Origin of the sequence: Rheinheimera hassiensis, from assembly GCF_022436675.1 — a bacterium.
GTDB lineage: Bacteria > Pseudomonadota > Gammaproteobacteria > Enterobacterales > Alteromonadaceae > Alishewanella > Alishewanella hassiensis.
Map to the genome: position 1 here is coordinate 93,614 of NZ_JAKUJZ010000010.1, position 17,305 is coordinate 110,918.

At 45.4% G+C, this 17,305-nt stretch carries 18 protein-coding genes; 5 read left to right on the forward strand and 13 right to left on the reverse strand.

Annotation, left to right across the window (positions count from 1 at the left end):
* Nucleotides 1-432 precede the first annotated feature (432 nt).
* Nucleotides 433-702 (forward strand): hypothetical protein, encoded by a 270-nt coding sequence (locus tag MJX74_RS19410; protein WP_240224663.1) that lies wholly within the window; start codon nt 433-435, stop codon nt 700-702.
* 280 nt (nt 703-982) lie between these two features.
* Here MJX74_RS19410 and MJX74_RS19415 read toward each other — a convergent pair whose 3' ends face one another.
* From MJX74_RS19415 to mobI, 13 genes are all read right to left on the reverse strand, one after another.
* Nucleotides 983-1,405 carry a hypothetical protein gene (locus MJX74_RS19415; RefSeq protein ID WP_240224664.1) on the reverse strand — a complete coding sequence of 141 codons (423 nt, stop codon included), beginning with the start codon at nt 1,403-1,405 and terminating at the stop codon, nt 983-985.
* Entirely contained in the window at nt 1,405-2,784 is a 1,380-nt protein-coding gene (locus MJX74_RS19420) for a TraB/VirB10 family protein (RefSeq protein ID WP_240224665.1), read from the reverse strand. Before MJX74_RS19420 ends, MJX74_RS19415 begins: the two co-directional genes overlap by 1 nt.
* 93 nt (nt 2,785-2,877) lie before the next feature.
* Nucleotides 2,878-3,960, reverse strand: a complete 1,083-nt coding sequence (locus tag MJX74_RS19425) for a TraK domain-containing protein (protein ID WP_240224666.1) — start codon at nt 3,958-3,960, stop codon at nt 2,878-2,880.
* Complete coding sequence (locus tag MJX74_RS19430; protein WP_240224667.1) at nt 3,960-4,673, reverse strand: type IV conjugative transfer system protein TraE; 714 nt, start codon at nt 4,671-4,673, stop codon at nt 3,960-3,962. Before MJX74_RS19430 ends, MJX74_RS19425 begins: the two co-directional genes overlap by 1 nt.
* A complete protein-coding gene (locus MJX74_RS19435; RefSeq protein WP_240224668.1) occupies nt 4,670-4,975 on the reverse strand; it encodes a type IV conjugative transfer system protein TraL in 306 nt (101 codons plus the stop codon). Before MJX74_RS19435 ends, MJX74_RS19430 begins: the two co-directional genes overlap by 4 nt.
* 171 nt (nt 4,976-5,146) lie before the next feature.
* Complete coding sequence (gene traA / locus MJX74_RS19440; protein ID WP_240224669.1) at nt 5,147-5,530, reverse strand: TraA family conjugative transfer protein; 384 nt, start codon at nt 5,528-5,530, stop codon at nt 5,147-5,149.
* A gap of 569 nt (nt 5,531-6,099) precedes the next feature.
* Nucleotides 6,100-7,062 (reverse strand): S49 family peptidase, encoded by a 963-nt coding sequence (locus tag MJX74_RS19445; protein ID WP_240224670.1) that lies wholly within the window; start codon nt 7,060-7,062, stop codon nt 6,100-6,102.
* 8 nt (nt 7,063-7,070) lie between these two features.
* Complete coding sequence (locus tag MJX74_RS19450; RefSeq protein ID WP_240224671.1) at nt 7,071-7,730, reverse strand: IncC plasmid conjugative DNA transfer DtrJ family protein; 660 nt, start codon at nt 7,728-7,730, stop codon at nt 7,071-7,073.
* Nucleotides 7,727-8,290, reverse strand: coding sequence for a hypothetical protein (locus MJX74_RS19455; RefSeq protein ID WP_240224672.1), 564 nt, complete (start codon nt 8,288-8,290; stop codon nt 7,727-7,729). The genes MJX74_RS19450 and MJX74_RS19455 overlap by 4 nt, the downstream gene beginning before the upstream one ends.
* A gap of 8 nt (nt 8,291-8,298) precedes the next feature.
* Nucleotides 8,299-10,236 (reverse strand): conjugative transfer system coupling protein TraD, encoded by a 1,938-nt coding sequence (traD, locus tag MJX74_RS19460; RefSeq protein WP_240224673.1) that lies wholly within the window; start codon nt 10,234-10,236, stop codon nt 8,299-8,301.
* Nucleotides 10,229-12,742, reverse strand: coding sequence for a MobH family relaxase (gene mobH, locus MJX74_RS19465; RefSeq protein WP_240224674.1), 2,514 nt, complete (start codon nt 12,740-12,742; stop codon nt 10,229-10,231). Before mobH ends, traD begins: the two co-directional genes overlap by 8 nt.
* Nucleotides 12,739-13,491 (reverse strand): hypothetical protein, encoded by a 753-nt coding sequence (locus MJX74_RS19470; RefSeq protein WP_240224675.1) that lies wholly within the window; start codon nt 13,489-13,491, stop codon nt 12,739-12,741. The genes mobH and MJX74_RS19470 overlap by 4 nt, the downstream gene beginning before the upstream one ends.
* 1 nt (nt 13,492) lies before the next feature.
* Nucleotides 13,493-13,969 carry a conjugative transfer protein MobI(A/C) gene (gene mobI / locus MJX74_RS19475; RefSeq protein WP_240224676.1) on the reverse strand — a complete coding sequence of 159 codons (477 nt, stop codon included), beginning with the start codon at nt 13,967-13,969 and terminating at the stop codon, nt 13,493-13,495.
* A 613-nt stretch (nt 13,970-14,582) separates the two neighbouring features.
* Between mobI and MJX74_RS19480 the strand changes: the two genes are divergently transcribed.
* The 4 genes from MJX74_RS19480 to MJX74_RS19495 all read left to right on the forward strand — a co-directional run bounded on the left by MJX74_RS19480 (nt 14,583) and on the right by MJX74_RS19495 (nt 17,284).
* On the forward strand, nt 14,583-15,671 hold the full coding sequence (locus MJX74_RS19480; protein ID WP_240224677.1) for a ParM/StbA family protein: 1,089 nt from the start codon (nt 14,583-14,585) through the stop codon (nt 15,669-15,671).
* Complete coding sequence (locus tag MJX74_RS19485; protein WP_240224678.1) at nt 15,668-15,979, forward strand: hypothetical protein; 312 nt, start codon at nt 15,668-15,670, stop codon at nt 15,977-15,979. The genes MJX74_RS19480 and MJX74_RS19485 overlap by 4 nt, the downstream gene beginning before the upstream one ends.
* Before the next feature lie 226 nt (nt 15,980-16,205).
* Nucleotides 16,206-16,760 carry a hypothetical protein gene (locus MJX74_RS19490; RefSeq protein WP_240224679.1) on the forward strand — a complete coding sequence of 185 codons (555 nt, stop codon included), beginning with the start codon at nt 16,206-16,208 and terminating at the stop codon, nt 16,758-16,760.
* 2 nt (nt 16,761-16,762) lie between these two features.
* Nucleotides 16,763-17,284: a hypothetical protein gene (locus MJX74_RS19495; protein WP_240224680.1), complete on the forward strand. Its 522-nt coding sequence runs from the start codon at nt 16,763-16,765 to the stop codon at nt 17,282-17,284.
* The last annotated feature ends 21 nt before the right edge of the window (nt 17,285-17,305 follow it).

The window sequence follows — 17,305 nt, forward strand, 5'->3', positions numbered from 1 at the left end:
CATGCTTCATCAACTCCACTCTGAATCAGAAGAGTTGGAGCAATTGAGGCTGGGTGCCAGGGCCGGCAATATTGCTTCAATCAGAGATCTTGCGAAGACAACCTCATTCCTGTGGCCATATGAACGGTGCGCGTATCAGTTGTGGTTAGACAGACTGGATGCTGGTGAGCTCATTCCCATCGAGCGAATACACTATTGCACCCGGGCCATACTACCTGAGGGACATCACATTGTTCAGCATTACTACGAAGCGCTGCCCAGCCCAATTTAGGCTTGGGACTGGAAAAGTGAAGTGAGGGATACCGACTAGCATAGTAGCAATTAGCAACTACAAAGGAATGGTAAGCGCCAGTTATTCTGCTCTTTAGCTTTACCTGTCATGAAACTGCTTTTGTAGAATTCAGAGAATTTATTAAGTGTTGAGGTTTAGAGATGGCGCAGGATGAAAGGGATTACTGGTACCGGCCAAAAGAGTTTAGAGCTTCACATAAAGGTTCTGGTCAGAATGTAGCCAGTCATCCCGATGTGGCTTTGTCAAAGGGACAGAATAATAATGATGTGTCCTGGCACTGGTTCGAGTTCGTCTTAGGATTTGTTGTTTGCGTTGGTCTGTTGTTATTTTTCCCAGATAAAATGGTACAACTTCTGAATTATCTGTCCTCAATTATTTTTGAAGCTTTCGCTTTATTGCGATTTGATTAATCAGCTTTGCTGCCCGGTTTCTGAATTACCTGATACTACCTCACATAGCGACAAACAAGAAGCAAACCCAACCCTTGCCGGCAGAAGACCTCTCTCCCTTATGCCGGCCCTTTTAAGCTTCCTGCAGTCCTAAACGATTAAATGCATGTCAGGTGCCCGGGCTTAGCCGGCATGCCCATAGATACAATGAGCCCAACCTTTGCCGGTATCAGACCTCTCTCCCTGATGCCGGTTTTTTTTGCCCAAAAAAAAGGCCTGGGATGCCAGGCCTTTTTTATTGTTACTTTTTGAGGAGTTCGTCCAGAGACTGCTTTGTTGTGTTGAGCTCTGACTGCGCAGCTGCATCGCTAACCGGCGTTAGCCCGCGCTCTTTAAGCACCTGCTCAAGTCGGTCGTATGGAATATCCGGGAGAATGAATGCCGGCGCTGCCGCGGTGACGTATTGCTTATCTAAAAGCAGGTATCCGTCCGCCATGGCCGCAATAGTAATCATCTGCACATGTTTGAGGACCTTAACCGGATCTTCGCCCTTATCGAGCTTTGACTTCACCAGATTATCGAAATCGACAACTGCTATACGAGGCTGGGGATTGGCGGCCGCGTATTTTTCAAGCTCAGTCATCGTCATGTACTTAGAAATAAGTACGCTGGCACCGACTAAAATAAGTGTATGGATGAGTATCGTGATTTTGCTCATTTGCATTACTGCTGCACTCCTGCCATTACTTCGCCGCCAAGCTTCATAGTCATACCCTTTTGAACAATGAAATCCACTTCGGTACCCGGCAATACTTCGATTACCGGGAATGTCTGGTCGACTAAATCCATGTAGTACTGTGATAGCCGCTCTGCAGCCCCACCAAATCCACCTGCTACACCTGAAGCGCCGGCATAATTGAAATTCTGTGCTTCCCACATCGATGACTGGCCTGGGTTAACGTTGAGTGACTGTACACGCTGGGGCGCGATCGCTTTACCAAAGTTAGCCAGGAACTCTGCCTTCATGGCATTTGACAGCATGGCGCCGGATTTAAACACCACATCACCTGCTATACCGCTCATGCCGTCTCCGGCCGATGTCGCATAGGCAGTTATGTTCTTCTCAATGGCCTGGCCATCGTTGGTTATACAGCTGATTGCTTCAGCACGGATATAACCCCGGCTTGATGCCAAATCACCAATTCCGCTACCCAGTAAATGGCATTCACGGATATCCAAGGTGAAGTGGTTTGGCATAATAGCCTCTTTTTTTACCCGCATCAGAATAGGCATGGGGTCCTTCTGTCCACTCGAACTTGTAGGTAATGCCGCACCGTTAAGTAATACGCCGGTGATTATTGAGCCCATAGTTAAAGTGAATTCACCATCGTTCTCTCCAACAACACTTTTATTTTCCTGCTCGGCCTTCGATTTGGCAGAGGTGTCATTAATTTTTTGATTTCTCTGAGTAAGCTCAGAAACCTGGATATCCTTTTGTTCTACTTCACCAGATTTACGCACTTCTCGTACATTACGCTGAGTGATGGTCCTGATCACCCGGCCTTCAATTGCCGGTTGCTGTGGTGTGATAATTTGTGTTTGGTTGCGCTGAACAATGTTTCCCTGACGGTCGACAACATCAACTGTAGTTTTTTCACCTTGCACACGAGCCTTACCAGCTTGATTTACACCTTGCTGTCCTGGTTGGTCGGCTTGAAGATCGCGTGTTTGCATTTTCAGCGAAGCATCCAATTTTTTCGTCAGTTCAAACACAGAAGCCTGCAATTCCAGCAGTGATTTTTCCTGATCTGCCATCTTCTTGTTCATGGCCGTTTCACGTACATCTATATCTTTCTCTTTTTCGGCGAATGTCTGCGTCAATTCTTTGATAACGCTTGCTGAGTCGCTTTCAGCAATTTTGGATGCTGATGAGGCCACACCAAATGCGGTACCTTCGCGGGTTGAATATTTCTTGCTGGCTTTGGGCCCTGACTCCTCTGAACCCATAGAGTTAAAGAGAAAAACCATTGCCACAGCGATAAAACCATAGACAATGTATTTTCGTGTATCTGGATTTGCCCACATGAGCTTTATCTGTTGCATGTTACCCTTCCTTCACTGACGGGATTATTTTAGCGGCCAATATATGAATTGGCATAACTACCACTTGCCAAGATGTGTTAGCGAAACTTCTGCTCAATTAGCGTTGCCTGTCAGGCGCGGCCGGCGGTTTTTACGTGCCATTTCCTGCTCATAAAGTTTGTCCCGCAAAATATATACTTCAGTCTCTTCGCCAGGCTGCAGATAGCTCTTTTCAAAAAGCGCTACCGCTTTAACGCCGGCGCTTAAGCACATTTCTTCACGGACACGATAACCGCGGGCAGTGTCGTTGCGCATAAGGACAACATCGATGATTTCGCGGCCGCCGGTAATTCGCTGACCGGCTTCCTGGTAAATCGTTACCTGACATGGAGTAGTCAGGTATCCCGGGATGTCGTTGGTCAGGCTCATGCCACGAGGCAGGTCGCCTTTTGCAACCGGTGTAAGAAGGTTGATGATACGGTCAGAATATTCGGTATTTCGGTTACCTGATGTCGCTTCTTCATTGGCTATAGTTTCTTCCAGCGCAATTCTCTTTCTGTACTCCTCAGACTTGGCTAGCATCTGCTCCGACATCTCAACGGTAATGTCAATCATTGTCGGTGGCAGTGAACTTGGCACCAGTGTTACTGATACCTGTGACTCCATGACACCATCTTCGTATAGGATCAGGCCTACCGGCTGGTTGTTGTTGATGGTTACGTATAAAAATCCATCTTCAATTTCAAGGATTGAATCCTTGTCAGATGTCCGCGCGGCAAGCATTTTGAAATTGGTCTGAATGCTGTTCATCAAGCCTTGACCTACTGGAATGACAATGTTTTCACCCGGGCTTAACTTTAAAATCTGCTGCGGCTTCCACGATTTGGTGATTTTATCCATCACTTCGTTTTGAGTAGTTTGCGCTGGTGTTGATTGAGGAACCTGTTCAAAAATACGCTCGCTTTCTTCGATGGCGTCCTGATACTGTGGTGTTTGCAGCTTTTGAATGCCTGTGCGGATAGCATTTGCGTCTATACGGATACCGCTTGCAGGCTGCTGTTCAAATTCAAGAAAATCAGGTGGCGGAGCAACTAGTCGACCTGTGCTGACATCTTCAATAGGAATGCGGCCGGTACCATCAGCAGATGCAGCGCTGGCCATTATTGCTAATGCCATAAGGGATAATTTCAATTTCATTACTTGCTCTCTCCAGTTGAATTGCCGGCCTGGCTGTCCGGTGATTGGATTTTGAAGCGGGTTGGCTTATCGCTGGTCGTGCCCATGACTTCTTCCAGATGCTGAGTGTTAATTGGTTTTGCATCTACCACATAGTCATTGTTTTTCTTGCGCGGCACACCGTTATAGGCGTCAAAATGCGTGATCCGCGGCGATCCTGATACAGGCTCGATTCTAAGCTCATAGGTAAAGCGCTGGGTATCTTCTGTACCCGTAGATAATTTCAGGGTTTTTGTGCCCCACACCCAAACGATGTTGTTTTTCGGTTCATACATCATGTCTTCAATAATGAAGTGCTGCGATGCTTTACGGATTTTTAAGATCTGAGCCTCTTTAACAAACATACCTTCGAGGTTTGACCGTAAGTATGGCGTCATCATCCTGGTAACCTGGTCGACCACGAAGTCAACGTTTCTCTCGTTCAGGTTGCCGATTAGGCCGGCGATACTCATTGCATGGCCAGTCATATAGGCTTCATTCGCCCTGCTACCTTGAATCACAATTTCTGACGAGTATTGTGGAGGAGTGACGATGATCTCGACGTTATTACGCAAAGCCATATACGTGGTAATGCATAACGCTACAGAAAGGCTTGCAATAGTGATTTGGTTTACACGCTTGCTTTTCTCATAGTCACTGTAGGACTTTGCAACTATGCTATCTTTTTTCTTCATTGGAAGTACTCTTGCTGAACCGGATCTGCAACGGTTTTAGTTTCTTTCAAAAGGCCCGTCGTAACGCCGGATGCCCAAACCCTATGGAACAAATACCCGCGTGAATACCTGGCATCTATGTGACTAACTATGAAGTACCAGGCAAAGCCACCAAGCATGAAGTAAAGTGTTAGGTGCGACCAAAACACTGATGCCCCAGCAGCAAAGAAAATGGGCATTACGTGCATTACTGGAAAGAACCAAAGCAAAATTGGGTCGTTAATGCGTTTTGGCACACGGTACTCGTTAGGGTTATCACTCATCTGCTTTTACCGGTATTTCAATTGGATGTATTTATACCGTCTATCTGTAGAACCAATTTTTCTTAAGGTTTGATATTTTGGCTCCTTAGTAATGCCGACCAATAAAAAACCCCGCATAGCGGGGTTGTCTAATGTCTCAGAAACTATCAGGAAAACTGAGTCATTAAATTCTTACAACGGTAAACCGGCTGTCAGGAACGATTCGATAACTGTTTTAGCGTTGGCCATCAATAAACAGCCAACGAACGCGCCAATTGCTGCAGTAAAATTCTGGCGCATTACGTTAAACATAGAAAAACCAAACGCAAGTACCGCTACCGATTTACCGGGAGCGCCATCCAACCAGTCTGCAATTTGGTCATACATTGGTTCGAATTCAGCACCGCCTGAACCGGCTGCAGCGGCGCCAGCAAAAAGAGTGATTAAAAGCGCCAGAGCTGCATTTTTACGGGTAGCAATTTTTTTAATTGATGCTTTGAAGTTGGGGATTAATTTCATGTCTTTACCTGTACAGTTAGTGAGCATTAATGCTTGACGCTGTGTATTAAACTGCATTTTTTAAACAGGTATCTTGGCTAAGAGCTTTGATTTTAAAGGCTTAGCCTTCCCAATCGGCGGCCCCTTCACTAGGTAACCCATAAGGGGACTGTTACGGCCTTTTGAGGGGCTTACGGTAGATGTTTAGGGTGTGTAAGGTTGTGTGATACTTTCTAATTATCGTGTTTATTACACCACATTTTTCGTTAGTGCCGCTTGCTATGAGCGTCATTTGCCAGGCCTACTTCATGATTTATAGTGATGGTACCTTCTACATTGAAGTTCGCAGGCTTTAACACTATAGGTGGCCTATAGGTTGGGCGGGCCGATACCAGTACACCCATATAACTCTAACCTTTTGCCGGCGTCAGACGCCTTACTTTGTGCAATACATAATGCCTACTCGGGAAAATCCCTCCAAGTAGTTGTCGGCCGATGAAATCTGTATGGCTTAGTTAGTGTTTGATATTGGGCGCAACTTTTGTCAGTCAAAAAGCGCACCCGTAAGGAGTGATATGTCAGGCTTTATCGCGAAATAAAAACCCGCCATGTGTCGGCGGGTTTATGTTGGTAGTCAATTAATGCTTTTAGTAGGTGACTTCAGCTTGTGTCTTACTCAAGGCTTGACTAATAGCATGTTCAAGCCCCGAATTTATAAGTTTTGAAAGTGTAAACCTCTCTTTGTTGTAGGTCTTCACTTCGGTTACCTGGTATTCGTCCTTAAGGTGTTTCTCAAGCTGAGCTGTTGTCATTACTTCATCAGCAAGTCCATTCTTAACCCCATCCTCTCCGGTCCAAACCATACCTGTAAAAAGTAAGGGGTTGTCAGTAGCTAGCTTGTCACCACGTGCATCCTTGACCATAGATACAAAGGTGTTATGCAGCGGCATCATTATCGTAGATTTGATGAAGGCTTCTTCCTCACCGGTCAGCTTACGGTAGGGATCTAACAGGTCTTTTAGGCTGCCACTTGTCAACACTTTACGCTCAATGCCAACCTTTGACAGTGCATCATCAATAGCGAATCCGTCCATCCTCACACCGATTGAACCTATAAGGGTGTTGCGATGCACATAGATTTTATCCGAGGCAATTACACTGGCCAGGCACGCACTTGCACATAAATCCATCATTGACACCACTACCAGCTTTCGTTCTGAAAGTGGTTTCTTCACATAGTCCTTTATTGTTTCGTACATCATTTCACTTTGCGTCGGGCTGCCACCGCCGGATGATGCGGTGATGAGTATCGCTTTCACAGTGCTGTCGTTACTGGCCTCTTCAAAGACGCGACTAAATTTTAGGCCGCTTCCAGTCGGGTTATCTTCACTGATTTCCCCTTTTATCTGGATTAAGGCAATGTGGTTCTTGCCGGCGCTGTCATTGAGCATGCCTGAGTACACTGACATGCCAACACCAAATATCAATAGCCCGGTAAGCAACATCTTATGCGCGACCGAAGTACGAACATACGACCCAAGATGCTTATCTAATACTGTGGCAATGTCTTGTGGCTGCTGAACCTGATTCTTTTTGAAAAACCCGAGCATGATTATCCTTAAAATGACTTGTGAAATGACTGAATGATTTTTGAAATGGCCAGAGCCATAATGAACATCAGCAGTGGCGGAGCAAATAACGTATAGGCTCCGGCAATATTAGGGATGACGAGGTAAGAGCTCATAAGCAGCAGGAAACCCCAGCCCACTTTTAACCATAACCGAACCACGTTTACACTCTGGCCGCCCAACTGATATGTCTTCTTTTTCCAGTTGTAATACCCCGTAACCACCATAGCAACCATCATCGGAAGCATGGTGTACAACCAGAATTCGACCAACGTAATTCGCATAATGAACTGGTAGACAAGATACTGCAGATTGTTTAGTACCTGATGCACACGCTTTACAGAGAATATGCCTTTTGACATCTCCTCCTGATATTGCACATCTTTTGGCATAAACATGCTTTTTAGCTTATAGAATGCACCACTGTCGTAGAGCCATCTTTGGAATCGCCCTTGCGTTACACTCTCAAGGTGCTGACCTTCAGCTTCAGGCATTTTCTCCAGTACATAGTTTAGCTCTGCCTCAATAGCAACTTTGTACTGAGGGGTGTCCTTGATAACGATCATTGCAAATGCATACAGGCCTAACAATGCCAGTATGACGTAAATGACATTGAATCGGCTTGCGTTCTTGGTGATAACTGTTGTCATGCGACCGACTCCAACACAGGTCGCTGTTCTAATGGATCTGGAAAGCCCCACATTGTCAGGTCACTTCGGTCAAATATCTGAGGGGCAATTATCAGCGCTGCTTCTCTTTGACTCGCAGCACTATCCATATGCACTTTTACAATTTGAGCTTCCCTAATCTGGTTGTCCCGCATCCACTGTGTAATGCCGATGCGAGTACAATCCCAATAGGTGGTATGGAATGGTTTGTAACCACGCTTACCCGTGATCCGATACTCATACATTTTTACCAGCCGCTTAAAAATGCTTTTGCAAAACGCTTGGTAGGCAACATTACAGCCATCATGAATATAGCGCGTTGACCACTCCGTCAGAGCCTCACTCAGAATGATGTCCAGTAGTGTTGCTTCGCCATCACGGACGCACTCCGACAGATAGTTTGCCAGTCTGATAGATATCTCCATCAGCTTGGGATGCAGGTTGGACATTTTTTCCAGCTCTGCATAGATATCCTTACCGATGACCTCGGCGTAGGCCTTTTTATCCTGACGCTCGACAAGGATGCTTTGCCTGGCTTTCATTTGTATTCCTAATGCACCCATGGCGCTCTCTCCCCATCTCTATCGTTGTTAATCAAAACATCTAACTTCATCTTTAATCGCCGGCCATCCGCAAGTCTTGCGACATACTGCAGCACTGGTAATTGCCCTAATAATTCCTTAGGGAACATATCTTCACGGGTTTTCATTAAGCGCTCGCCATAGCTTGCGTTAAATTCAAGTATTGACGTATCTGTCGAGGAGCCAGAGGCAACCTGAGTCTGACTTTGTGATATTGATGTTTTTGAGAATTGCTCTGACACATACTCTTGAGTTGTTGGGTCGGTTGTTCTCATCGAAATGAAGTTGTTACACAGGCCAAGGAAGCGTTTCGCTGTAGCCGGGTCTGTTTTTGATTCCAAATCCGATACCGTCTGTGTCGCCAGTATCATTTGGATTTGCGCTGCCCTGCCTTGCGCAGCAAGGTTCAAAATACTGTCATTGTTTTCAATACTTGCATGCACCTCATCATTGGCTATGGTCACCCTTCTCGGCGTCCCGGTGCTGTTGTTGTATCGGTCACCAGCAGCAGCTGCCAACTCGGCCATAATCAGCCTTGATATAAAGCCTGCGCTTTGTGCATCCGTGAGAGAATCTAACGATATGTAGATGCAGCCGCCCTTGTCCATTATCGCCGCCAAATCAACTACTGGACGCTCATCATCCACATCATCAGTGTCAATTGCTGACAACAACTCATCCAACGGCTCTGCCGTAAGCGCTGTAAATACTGGACGAAGTGAAACCACCATCTTTGTGTAATGGCCTTCATCATGCAGCGCCAGCTCAATCATGCCGTCAACTGCTTTTTCAGGGTGTTCTTTTGACAATACATTCAGATAATATCCAGCCATTGCAGCAAGCCTGTCCGGATTCATCTTTTCCAGAGTTGCATCTAATCTGCCATGCCAGCCAGCACCTAGTGTCTCATCGTAATACCTTGATATCACTCTCATTGCCAAGCCTCGCCTATCGCTCGCTATGATTTTCTGCAGGCTTGTTAATCGAATTGGTTCATTAAGGTACCGAAGTCCACGTGCAGCATGGACAATGATGCCGTATGCAAAGTCTTGGAATGACTTACCTGAACCTTGTCCACCCATTAACGGGGCGATTCGGTTTGCAATCTCAGTAATCCGAGTGTAATTACTCAACAGTGCAATTCTGGCAGACTTATGTGGTCGTGAGGGATGGATATGGTAGAACTGATCACCAATACCCATGTATTCCATTTCTTTCTTTATGGTTTCCTTCCAGTCTTCATCATTCTTGGGGTCAAGCACGATCAACACATTACCCATGTGCAGCGCATTTACCGACATTAACCTCAACAATGTTGTTTTGCCGGTACCAACGTTCCCTGAAATAAAGGTGTGACCAAAGAGAGTGTTTTCCAGAATTGAAATTGGCTTTTGATCTCCCATTCCATGAATCCACGGTGAGCCACCCAATTCTTCAGTCTCACGAGCCATCATTAACACTAATGGCTTTAGAAAAAACGGAAGCTGCACATCTGATAGGGTTGAGTCCATGTCCAGCACTTGGTAAGCACGTTGTGCATGCTCTGGCCCCCAGATGTAACCTTTACCCATATACACGTTACGCGGGTCTTTCTTCAGCTTGCCGGTAAAGCGGGGAATCACAAGATTTTTCTTACGAAGCTCACTTGATGTTATGAACTCTTTTCTGTTGACGGTAAGCGCCATCTGCCGCTTTAAAAGTGGCAATGCTTTCGAACCGTAGTACCCTGCAACACATGCCATGCCAGCAGATATACCTAATGGAATGCTGAGATTGGAAATTGATGAGCCCACTGCACTTGTTATAGGTGTAGCAACAGCTCCAGCCGCCCATGTTGCGGCAGTATTTATTTCGTAAATCGGCCTGAACAAGTGTTCTGTATACCTGGGGTCAATACGTTTAGTCATTAATTACCTCATTCAACGCTGCGACCTGAACGGATTCATATACTGTGTCGTTTAGTGTGGTTTTCTCTGGTTTATGTCCTGCAGCTGTAAAGTGCTTGTAGAGATCATTGATGTTGATTGCTGTATGTCGTTTTAACTCGATTGCCATCTGTTGCGCTCGATAAGCAAATTTCCCATCAGCAAAGCTTGTAGCGAGCTTGAGCTTTTCCATTGGGATTTGAAGCAGTATCTCTGCGATCGAGCCGCGTACAAGATTGTTTGCTAATATTTCCAAGGGACTGATGCTGGCGCCAGCATCGGCACTCATTTCTGTGGCGATAAGATGTTCAGGGAACATTTTCAGTGCCAGCGTTTTTAGCCTTATGACTTCAACATTCAATCCGTTTCGATTATCAGTATGGATAAGCTGTGTCGGGTTTTGCGCATCTACATGCAGCATCTTTTCGTGCTTAAGTTGGCTGATGATGGCTTTTCGATTATTGCTAAATGCTCTGTCTAACTCTGAAACGGTAATCTTTGCATAGGCCGAACCATCTACTTTGATAACAGCTACCGATGCATCAATTAGACTCTGAATTGAAGGTTTGGCCGTTGCGCTTTTTGATATTCCACTATCAACCGAACCGCCCGTTGCTTTGGGTTTGGGTTCGGCAGGTTTGTCAGTTTTCAGTTTAGGCTCTGATGATGGCTCTGCTTTATTCGATTGTGATTTTTCAGCACCAGCTGCGGCTTCTTTGGTTACAGGTTTTTGTTTGGCTGCTGCAAAGTTAACGCCTTTGGTTTTAGCTTTTACGGTCGCGGATGACACTTCACTGGTGTCAATCTCAAGCTCAATTACCACAGCTTCAGCTTTGGGCTTTTGCGTATCAGCTTTAGCCGTTTCCTGATCTATTGGTTTGGCTTCAGAGTTATTAGGTGATACAGCGGATTGCTGTTTCGCTTTCACTACCTTGGCTTTAGTTTGTGATGATTTAGCTGCCGGTTTTTTTTCATTGGTTTCAGCTGTTGAAGCGCCTCGTTCTTTCGGTTGCGCATCTTGCACCGGTTCTGCCTGCTGAATAACTGCAGCGTTTTCTGGCGGCTCGACTTCATGTAGTGCAGGTAGGTTTAATTGTTTGGCAGTTGCCGGTTCGAGAACTACAGGAATAATTCCGCCTTTATCATCGGCGATAAACATTTTTGCTGATTCACTCAGAAAGATAAGGCCACGGGCGTTATCTGGTAATGGGTCGGTATCAAACACGGTGCCGTTCCAGGCAAAGCGTAATAGTTCTTCCCAATGTAGTGATTTCTCGCCACGCAATACCATATTGGCTTCACCATTACTGAAATTGCCAGGTGAGAATTTAATTGTGAGGTGCGATGGCTCGAACCGGCTAAGCATCCCGTTTTCTTCCATAATGGACACAACAGTTTTTGCATTGTGTGGAATACCGATGTTATGGGTTATGGCGCCCTTGATAATGCTTTCAATTGCAGTAGGCCACTTAACATGAACCCGACCACCAACTATCCAACCTTCTTTGCCCCGCTGGTTCCACTCCCACTCTGGCCGTGATGCTTTTAGGGCTCGATAGATACGTGATGGTGTTGACAGTTGCGCTGAGCCAGTGCTGGGTCTTGTGTATACAGCCATATCTTTTGCAGTCGAAAGAACATCGCCTTCGCGCACACAAATAGATAAATAGTCTTTACTTGATTCGTAGTTTGATAACACCCGGCCCAGTTCCCTGTGCAGGTTTACTGGCCCGTCTGTGAGATAATCCATGGCATAGCCGTCACCAACAATTTGGCGCAGCATAAGTACAGTGTCTACATTATGGCGGTTGTGTCTTCTGTCCTTGCGATAGGAAACAGAATAGGTAACAACCTTGTGCTCTTTGGCCCAGTCAAAGATTGACCACTTATCAGGTTTCCACGCGGGCACTTCATTGTGTTCGGCATTAACTATTGAGTTGTATTTATCAAACACGGTGACAGCATCAACGGTGATATCACCCAGCACTTTGCCTAGGTCATGTACAAGCCCACCTAACCATGCGGCATAGCGGGCTCTGGGCTCCATTTCCCTATCGAGGTCAATCATGCCCGTTGTTTCGAATTTTTTTACAATGGCTGCCCGCATAGCATAGAGAGAGGCTTCAACTGAGTGATAGAACAGCCCGCCAGGCCCACTATGATGATGGTCTTCAGATGCCGGAATCATATGTACATATTCGATAAGCCGGTCAATCACATTCCAGTAGAGCTCATCGATTACTCGTGAACCGGATGGCGTCAGATGGTGATCCCCAATAGGTATCCTTTGCTTTAGCTCTTGCAACTTAGCTTTGTACTTTCTGCGGATTGTTCCCTGCCCGAGCAGGGGCAAACCTTTCACTGGCCTTGGGTAGAAATACACCTCAGCATCGTCAATTACTCGCCCATAGATATCACGGTCTTCGTTATCTGTGGCCGGTGTATTTGGGCGGGACAATCTCAGATAGCCGAGGATTTTTAAAATCATGCCGCAGCTACCGCCTTTTCATCATCTTGTGCAATAAGCGGTATATCCGGCATAGATAACCGGTTACCTTCCCTGATCCATTTTGCAAGAAGCTGAGGCGTGAAACGTCCACCAGTGCGAGTGCCTGGTGATGTAGCTTTAAAGATCCGGTCTACGGAGCCACGAATAATAACCATGGCTTGCTCTCTTAATGTGGCATATTGGCTATCATCAATTGCGCCGGCAAAGAACAGTGCTTCAACTTCAGACAGCTCTTCATCAACCATTTCAGCGACAACAATCATTTTGTGGGCAATTGGGTGTGATGCAACGAACTCGGTTTTATAGCTCTCCGGAATGTTCATCTCAGGCACAATGTAACCATCGGCCAGAGCTTCACGTTGGGATGCAATTTCAGCAAGCTGCTTCTGACAAATGCTGATGTTAAGTGCAACCCACTCATCTACATGTGCCAGCAAATCTTTATCTTTGGTAAGCATCCGCTTAAGGCCGGCTAAGCGCTCATAGGCAGAGAGCATTAATGATTGGTTGGTCTGCAGATAGTAGTGAAGAATGTCACTAGCGTAGCTCAGTGGAAGTTTCACCGTTTTTTGCACGTTAACCAAATGCGTTGTGGGGTTCAGGTTGCGTTTTACCATTTCCGCCCGACTTGGCCTTGGTTTTTTTATTGCTTTTTTACCGCTTTGAATTACCGGTTCTGCCGCTTGGGCAGCAAAATCTTGCGTTACTTCTAGAGTCTGATTGGTCATATTAAACCTCACTGGCTTGTTGGTTAGTTTCTTTCTCGATTTTCCGTTTTACTGAACGCATTTTTACTATCGAACTCTGCAGGGCGTTTACTGCCAATCTGAGCTGATTCAATTTCACTTCAAGAGACATAGCTCGCTCTTGTTCCCATGTTGCCTTCTTAAGAGCGGTCATGTATCCACCATCAAATCCAGGCTTTATGGCTTTAGAGAATTTCGGGTTCAATCGCCTTATTGAAGATGGCTCAAACTTGCGCCACATAATGTAGGGCTTGATGCCTTCCCCAGATTTCTTTCTCTGAATAACTGGTGCATACATTCCGCTGAGAGCATCAGTAAGACCTGCATTTCGCTGCTCCTTAATAGTTCTATTGCAGTCGGTGAACCACGCCCAATAAACAGAGATGAGTTCGTCAGCTTTATCCAGTAGTTCTTCTTGCTGGATTTGCAAATATTGGATCGACTCTTCGAGCTGCTGCATGTTTAGTTAAAACTCCTAAGTTTTATCTTTAGGCGGAATTTTTTTTCTGCCTAAAGGGACCTCGCTTTTACCATCACCGTAATTCCGCTAATCAAATTACGCCTACATATTTAGGCGCTTTTTTTAGTGGAATTCATGGTATGGACACTCCTTACAAAATATTCCGCCTAAATATTTAGGAATATTTAATGATTCTGCTTTGGTTGTTGACTGCGATGTCACTTAAGCAAGCGCTCACATAGTCAACGCCTATCTCTGGCAATGATGTCATTGATTGATTTTGTCATGGGAAGCTAAGGGCCCATTTTTCACTCCCTTAATGAAATTGAAATCTCAACTTCTGATTTAAAGTACCACCAGTCCTAATACTGCCCCGCGGGGTGCCCATATCGGACTGCAATTGACCGCTTTTGATGCACCAGCCCCTTAAGGGGCCTATCAAGGTCACTTTGCACCGGACTGCCACATCTAGGGGCCTATAACTCGCCCTATAGAGCGCCCTCATTGGGCTGGTAGAACTTTGGCGCCCTTTAAGTGCCCTTTTGGCACCCACGAGGGATAGTTTTGTAATTTTTGTGAAGATCGGCTTGAACAACCGAGTGGAGTTTCAAATATGAATGTAAGAGCGATTGAGTTGGGTTTTGGCACAACAAGCTTAGTAAGGTCAGTGGAAAAGGATGGAGCACCTATCATTACTACATATTCGTCTGTAGTTTCACAGGTGGACCCAAAGATCTCTGATTTGTCAGCCGGCTTAAACCGACGAAACACAGTTCAAGTTCAGGTAGAAAATGCTTTCTATGAGGTAGGCCCTGACGCTGGCTTGGTGTCTGACCGTTCAGCTGGCCGAATTCTAAATAACACATATATAGATAGTCATAACTATAAGGCACTGCTGCTTGGATCGCTCTACATGATGGACTGTGATGAGATAGACATGCTGGTCTTAGGTGTCCCTGTTACATCTTGGAATCGGGTAAACGAACTCAAGAAAATGGTTGTCGGTACCCACACAATTTCGGGAAGGACAATCCATGTTAAAGATGCGTGGGTTATCGTGCAACCGATGGCTGGATTGCTCAGCTATGCAAATTCAATTGGGCAAAAGGGGTATAGCCAGCTTCGTGATATGACAGTTCTATCAGTTGATATAGGTTATGGCACAGCTGATTATTTAGTTAGTCGTGGTCTGAAGCCAAATGAATCCCGTTCAGGTGCAGTAGAAGCAGGTATGGGTACCGTAATTGAACAGGTTTCAGCTGGATTAAAATCTGCGTTTCCGAAGTTAGATAGAATACCAAACGATGTAATTGATGCAGCATTCTGGAAGCACCCTGGTACCATTCGTATTTCAGGCCGGGCATATCCCTTCCCTGTTTGTGACGGGAAAGATATTGATAAACGTGATGTGGCAGTGAAATTTAACGTGCGGCCGAACATTGACCAAATCACACGCACTGCAGTAACGCAAATTCGGAATCAAGCAGGTTCAGGTGCTGACATTGACGTGATCTTGCTATTTGGTGGCCCAGCCACCCACTACAAAGAAGCACTTAGCCAGGCTTATCCGGATCACGAAATTGTTATGCCAACAGCTGGTGGCCAGTGGGATGCAAATTCACTTACGGTTGTATGCGAAGGACTGTATTGGGGTGGCGTTCAGTATGCTAAAAGAGTTAAAGAGTCAGTTGGAGCGGCATGATGTTTAAAATCACTCTCAGAAAACAATCACCGCTGGCTCTTCATTGTCTCGATATGGCACCAAAGGACAGGAATGCCGAATTAATTCGCTTAGCTGATCTGGGCTTGGCAATAGAGCGCCTTGGTATCGGGGGTTCGAATAGTGCTCACCATGACAGAAATAGTGTGCATCAGCCTAAGGTTGGACACCACCAAACTGTTACGAAGCCGTCTGTAGTCGAGAATGCTGCAGATCGAAGTGAGCAACGTTTTGAAGGTCGATCTGAAATTGTAGACTTCGCTGATGATATTTTTCAAGTAGGCTCATAAGAGCTGATGGTTTGATGGGCCAGGCTTAATTAGATACAGGTGGAATATCAACAATCTATGTTTATTTCGGTAAAAGCCCGACGGCCAATCACCAAACTACGAGGTGATTGGCATTTTTTGTTAACATTCTTGGACAAGGCAAAATGCAAATATCTATGTTGAAAAAACTTGCAAAGTCCATTGTTGACATTATAATTGGTGACTAATTTGTGTGCAGGGGGATAAAATGCAATTTAATAGATTGTTAAAGCAAATTCGTCGGTCAGAAATTGACCTTCTTATTTTGCATAAAATGCTGGCGACTGAAGATCCTGGTTTTTATGTGGCTTTTGCTAACACCTCTATTGCCTTCGCACGTGAGATGTCAAAGCTCTCGATTATAGCTACACATAATTTGCACTGTGTTGAAAAGAATTCTCGTTGTATTTTTAAATTTGATGGCAACCTTGAAAAGGTATCTTCAGAGGGTGCATTGTCCTTTTACGATTTGACGGATGACAGCTCTTCTACTTACCGCCAAATCATCAGTAAGCAAATAGAAATACTGATGCTGATAAGAGATATCGCAAAAGAATCAGTGGAGATGTGCTCTGCCCTGACAGGAATGTCTCTTTCCAATGCCCGTTACATTACAACTTTGATCCCAACAGATGTTCTTCCACTAATCAGTGATACCGCTTTATTTCGCTTACCCTTTAAGAGCGAAAAATCCCTGAAAGATTTTTTAGAGTGCGCTCGCTGTCAGAACACATTCCAATTTGCTTTGGATATGGTTGCGTAAAGATGAGAGCAGTTGATCAACGTATGCAGTCGTTACTGGCGGCATGCCACCTCGCTAAATTCGGCATGAATGAAAACTTGCTCAACATCTATTACCCTTTAGACAAGGGTATGTATAAGCAATATTATGCTGGCCCCGCTGATGGCCAGAAACGACAGCGCGTTTCTGAAGGCTGGATGCGTGGCAAGGAAGCCTATCTAATTGTCAGAGCTCATCGTATTTTCATACATCTGTTTCCCGGTAACGAAGATTATTCACGGTTGATTTCAGTCACAGACCTGTGGTGCTTCTTTCAGGCATACGTCACGCTATACCCCCAAGACAACATGACGCCTAATCGGATGCACTACATGATCGAAAAGGTCAGAGCACGCCGTTTACGCATCATGAAAGAGTGCTGTTCTTGCGGCAAGCCATTTCTGCTTCATGAAGAGGAGTTCACTTGGTTACCGTGTGCGGTTTGCGAAATTACCAAAACTGCATTAACTGCGCAAAATGCTCAACAGATTAAGGCCGCAAAATAGACTGTCTTAATATCACTTTAT

Bases quoted from the DNA above. Each gene is read 5' to 3' on its own strand.
- MJX74_RS19410 (WP_240224663.1), top strand. From the start codon at position 433: ATGGCGCAGGATGAAAGGGATTACTGGTACCGGCCAAAAGAGTTTAGA.
- MJX74_RS19415 (WP_240224664.1), bottom strand. From the start codon at position 1,405: ATGCAAATGAGCAAAATCACGATACTCATCCATACACTTATTTTAGTC.
- MJX74_RS19420 (WP_240224665.1), bottom strand. From the start codon at position 2,784: ATGCAACAGATAAAGCTCATGTGGGCAAATCCAGATACACGAAAATAC.
- MJX74_RS19425 (WP_240224666.1), bottom strand. From the start codon at position 3,960: ATGAAATTGAAATTATCCCTTATGGCATTAGCAATAATGGCCAGCGCT.
- MJX74_RS19430 (WP_240224667.1), bottom strand. From the start codon at position 4,673: ATGAAGAAAAAAGATAGCATAGTTGCAAAGTCCTACAGTGACTATGAG.
- MJX74_RS19435 (WP_240224668.1), bottom strand. From the start codon at position 4,975: ATGAGTGATAACCCTAACGAGTACCGTGTGCCAAAACGCATTAACGAC.
- traA (WP_240224669.1), bottom strand. From the start codon at position 5,530: ATGCAGTTTAATACACAGCGTCAAGCATTAATGCTCACTAACTGTACA.
- MJX74_RS19445 (WP_240224670.1), bottom strand. From the start codon at position 7,062: ATGCTCGGGTTTTTCAAAAAGAATCAGGTTCAGCAGCCACAAGACATT.
- MJX74_RS19450 (WP_240224671.1), bottom strand. From the start codon at position 7,730: ATGACAACAGTTATCACCAAGAACGCAAGCCGATTCAATGTCATTTAC.
- MJX74_RS19455 (WP_240224672.1), bottom strand. From the start codon at position 8,290: ATGAAAGCCAGGCAAAGCATCCTTGTCGAGCGTCAGGATAAAAAGGCC.
- traD (WP_240224673.1), bottom strand. From the start codon at position 10,236: ATGACTAAACGTATTGACCCCAGGTATACAGAACACTTGTTCAGGCCG.
- mobH (WP_240224674.1), bottom strand. From the start codon at position 12,742: ATGATTTTAAAAATCCTCGGCTATCTGAGATTGTCCCGCCCAAATACA.
- MJX74_RS19470 (WP_240224675.1), bottom strand. From the start codon at position 13,491: ATGACCAATCAGACTCTAGAAGTAACGCAAGATTTTGCTGCCCAAGCG.
- mobI (WP_240224676.1), bottom strand. From the start codon at position 13,969: ATGCAGCAGCTCGAAGAGTCGATCCAATATTTGCAAATCCAGCAAGAA.
- MJX74_RS19480 (WP_240224677.1), top strand. From the start codon at position 14,583: ATGAATGTAAGAGCGATTGAGTTGGGTTTTGGCACAACAAGCTTAGTA.
- MJX74_RS19485 (WP_240224678.1), top strand. From the start codon at position 15,668: ATGATGTTTAAAATCACTCTCAGAAAACAATCACCGCTGGCTCTTCAT.
- MJX74_RS19490 (WP_240224679.1), top strand. From the start codon at position 16,206: ATGCAATTTAATAGATTGTTAAAGCAAATTCGTCGGTCAGAAATTGAC.
- MJX74_RS19495 (WP_240224680.1), top strand. From the start codon at position 16,763: ATGAGAGCAGTTGATCAACGTATGCAGTCGTTACTGGCGGCATGCCAC.